The 3,464-nt window shown below is 69.0% G+C and carries 2 protein-coding genes and 1 pseudogene; 2 read left to right on the top strand and 1 reads right to left on the bottom strand.

The annotated features are described in order from the left end of the window. A pseudogene (locus tag D588_RS0107720) lies at positions 1-293 on the top strand (hypothetical protein); the annotation flags it as partial. A gap of 43 nt (positions 294-336) precedes the next feature. Here D588_RS0107720 and D588_RS0107715 read toward each other — a convergent pair. Then, positions 337-1,326: an RluA family pseudouridine synthase gene (locus D588_RS0107715; protein ID WP_026143487.1), complete on the bottom strand. Its 990-nt coding sequence runs from the start codon at positions 1,324-1,326 to the stop codon at positions 337-339. A 394-nt stretch (positions 1,327-1,720) separates the two neighbouring features. Here D588_RS0107715 and D588_RS0107710 point away from each other — a divergent pair. Then, positions 1,721-3,464, top strand: a 1,744-nt coding sequence (locus D588_RS0107710) for an Rne/Rng family ribonuclease (RefSeq protein WP_017915560.1), incomplete at its 3' end; no start/stop codon positions are given.

Genomic DNA, 3,464 nt, shown 5'->3' with positions numbered 1-3,464 from the left:
GCCAGGCACTGCCGAGCGAAGCCCCGCGCGCGCAGGCCTGGCATGCGCCGGCGCCCGAACGCGAGGCGCGCGCGCCGCAGATGCCGCGCGAGGCGATGCGTGCGCCGATGCCGGAACCGCGCCAGGAGCAGCGTCAGGAACAACGCCAGGAACAACGCCAGGAGCAGCGCGTGGCCCGCTTCTCCCCGCCACCGCGCATGCCCGAGCCGCGGCCGGCCGAGTCGCATCCGGCACAACGCCCGGCACCCGCCCATCACGACGGGCACCACGATCACGACCATCACGAAAGCTGAGCGCAGCGCGGGGGCGGCAGCATGCCGCTCCCGCGGGCCTGGCTTAGCCGAGGCGGTTCAGCGCTTCGGCCAGTTCGTCGGCCAGCGGGGCATTCAATAGATAAGGCGTCTTGCCGTCGTCCAGGCTGAACTCCAGCGAGGCGGCATGCAGGAACAGGCGCTTGAGCCCGATCTGCTCGCGCAGGCGCTTGTTGACCGCCGGATCGCCGTACTTGTCGTCGCCGGCGACCGGATGCCCCAGGTGCTGGGCATGCACGCGGATCTGGTGGGTGCGGCCGGTCTCGATCCGCACCTCGCAATAGGAATGCCCGCCGCGCCGCTCCAGCACCCGGAAGTGGCTCAGCGACGGCTTGCCCGCCGCGTTCACCTGCACGTGGCGCTCGCCGCCCTGGCGCAGGCCGATGTGCAGCGGCGCGTCCACGCTCATGGTGCCGTCGGGCATGCGCCCGACCAGCAGGGTCAGGTAGCGCTTGCTGATGCCGCGGCCCTGGACCCGGTCGTCCTCACGCATCAGCGCCTGCAATTCGGTCAGCGCCGAGCGCTTCTTGGCCACGATCAGCAGCCCGGAGGTGTCGCGGTCGAGCCGGTGCACCAGCTCCAGCGACTGATTGGGACGCAGCGCACGCAGCGTCTCGATGGCGCCGAAACTGATCCCGCTGCCGCCGTGGCTGGCGACGCCCGAGGGTTTGTTCAGCGCCAGCAGCCGCGCGTCCTCGTAGACGATCGCCGCCTCCAGCCGGGCCATGAACGCCTCCGGCGGCGCGCTCTTCTCGCCCTCCTCGGTCAGCCGCACCGGCGGGATGCGCACCTCGTCGCCGGCCTCGAGCTTGCGCTCGGCCTTGGTGCGGCCGCCGTTGACCCGCACCTGGCCGCTGCGCATCAGCTTGTAGATCAGGCTGCGCGGCGCGCCCTTGAGCTGGCCGAGCAGGAAATTGTCTACGCGCTGTCCGGCCCTGTCTTCCGGGACCTTGAGAATGCGCACCGCGCTGGTCGCGACATCGCGCGGCTTCGGAGGGATCGGGGGGGAAGTCATCAGGCAGTTTATTCTGTTACACTCGGGGGGCGAGATAAGGGTTTGATTTCGTTGGAAGTTAGTTGAGGGCCAGAAGCCCGGCTTACGACGATTCCGGCACAGTGCGCGACCACCGCCCCCGGGGCGGCCATGTTAGCGGCTCACCGGCCTACCCGGCCATCGCCGGATGCCGCAAGCGTCCGCGCTGAACATGCCCCGTGCGGCGCCCAGCCTGGCTGGAGTCGCCGCCGGTCCTGAACCACCTAAAAGCAAGAAGCGCTCCCGCGGCTCGCCGTGGTGTCGTAGCGCTGGAAACCCAAGACGCCCACCCCGCGCCTGCGCGATGGGCGACGAAGCGTGACCAGAAGCGAAACCCCATGGCGTTCCGCGCGGTAGCAGCGCGAGGAACGCAACAATGAAGCGAATGCTGATCAACGCCACGCAGGCAGAAGAACTGCGTGTGGCCATCGTGGACGGCCAGACCCTGTACGACATCGACATCGAGCAGCCGTCCAAGGAACAGAAGAAGTCCAACATCTACAAGGGCCGCATCACCCGGCTCGAACCCTCGCTGGAAGCGGCCTTCGTCGAATACGGCGGCGAGCGCCACGGCTTCCTGCCGCTGAAGGAAATCTCCCGCGATTACTTCCAGGCCGGCGTCGACCACAACAAGGCGACGATCCGCGAACTGCTGCGCGAGGGCCAGGAAGTCGTGGTGCAGGTGGACAAGGAAGAGCGCGGCAACAAGGGCGCCGCCCTGACCACGTTCATCTCCCTGGCCGGCCGCTACATGGTGCTGATGCCGAACTCGCCCAGCGCCGGCGGCGTCTCGCGCCGGATCGAGGGCGAGGACCGCGCCGCGCTGAAGGAAGCGCTGGACAAGCTGAACATCCCCGACGACATGGGCGTGATCATCCGCACCGCCGGCGTCGGCCGCGATGCCGAAGAGCTGCAGTGGGACTTGGACTACCTGCTGCAGGTGTGGAAGTCGATCGCCGAGGCCGCCCTGGCCAAGCCGGCGCCGTTCCTGATCTACCAGGAGTCGCGGCTGATCATCCGCGCCCTGCGCGACTACCTGCGCGCCGACATCGGCGAGATCCTGGTCGACACCGCCGAGATGTACGGCGACGCCCAGGAGTTCATGCAGCAGGTGATGCCGCAGAGCCTGCGCAAGCTCAAGCACTACACCGACGACATCCCGCTGTTCAACCGCTTCCAGATCGAGTCGCAGATCGAGGCCGCCTACGAGCGCAGCGTGCGCCTGCCGTCCGGCGGCTCGATCGTGGTCGACCAGACCGAGGCGCTGACCGCGGTGGACGTCAACTCCTCGCGCGCCACCAAGGGCAGCGACATCGAGGACACCGCGTTCCAGACCAACCTGGAGGCGGCCGAAGAGGTCGCGCGCCAGCTGCGCCTGCGCGACCTCGGCGGCTTGGTGGTGATCGACTTCATCGACATGGCCTCCAACAAGCACCAGCGCGAGGTCGAGAACCGCCTGCAGAACGCGCTCAAGTACGACCGCGCACGGGTGCAGATCGGCCGCATCTCGCGCTTCGGCCTGCTGGAGATGAGCCGCCAGCGCCTGCGTCCGTCGCTGGGCGAATCCAGCCAGATCGTCTGCCCGCGCTGCGACGGCCACGGCCGCATGCGCAGCGTCGAGTCGCTGTCGCTGTCGATCATCCGCGTCGCCGAGGAGCACGCGATGAAGGAGAACACCGGGCAGGTGCTGGTGCAGGCCCCGGTGGAGATCGCCAACTACCTGCTCAACGAGAAGCGCCGCGCGCTCAGCGAGATCGAGAAGCGCCACGACGCGCCGATCGTGATCGTCGCCGACGAGCAGCTGCACACCCCGCACTACGAAGTGACCCGCCTGCGCGAGAACGAGCTGGGCGAGGAAAGCACCAAGCCCAGCTACCAGCGCGGCACCCCGCGCAAGCTGCCGGTGCACGCGCTGACCAAGGCGCAGTTGAACATCCCGGCGCCTGCGGTGACCAATGTGAAGCACTCGCAGCCGGCCCCGGTGCGCGAAGTGGTCGAAGAACCGGTGGCCGCACCGGCACCGGCGCCCGTGGTTGCGCCGGCCCCGGTCGCGCCGCCGGCCACCGGCGTGGTCGGCTGGCTGAAGCGCATCTTCGGCGCCGGCGAGAGCCCGGCGCCGG

Source organism: Xanthomonas sp. SHU 308, from assembly GCF_000364645.1.
GTDB classification, from domain to species: domain Bacteria; phylum Pseudomonadota; class Gammaproteobacteria; order Xanthomonadales; family Xanthomonadaceae; genus Xanthomonas_A; species Xanthomonas_A sontii.
This window is presented reverse-complemented; position numbering and strand designations above follow the sequence as displayed.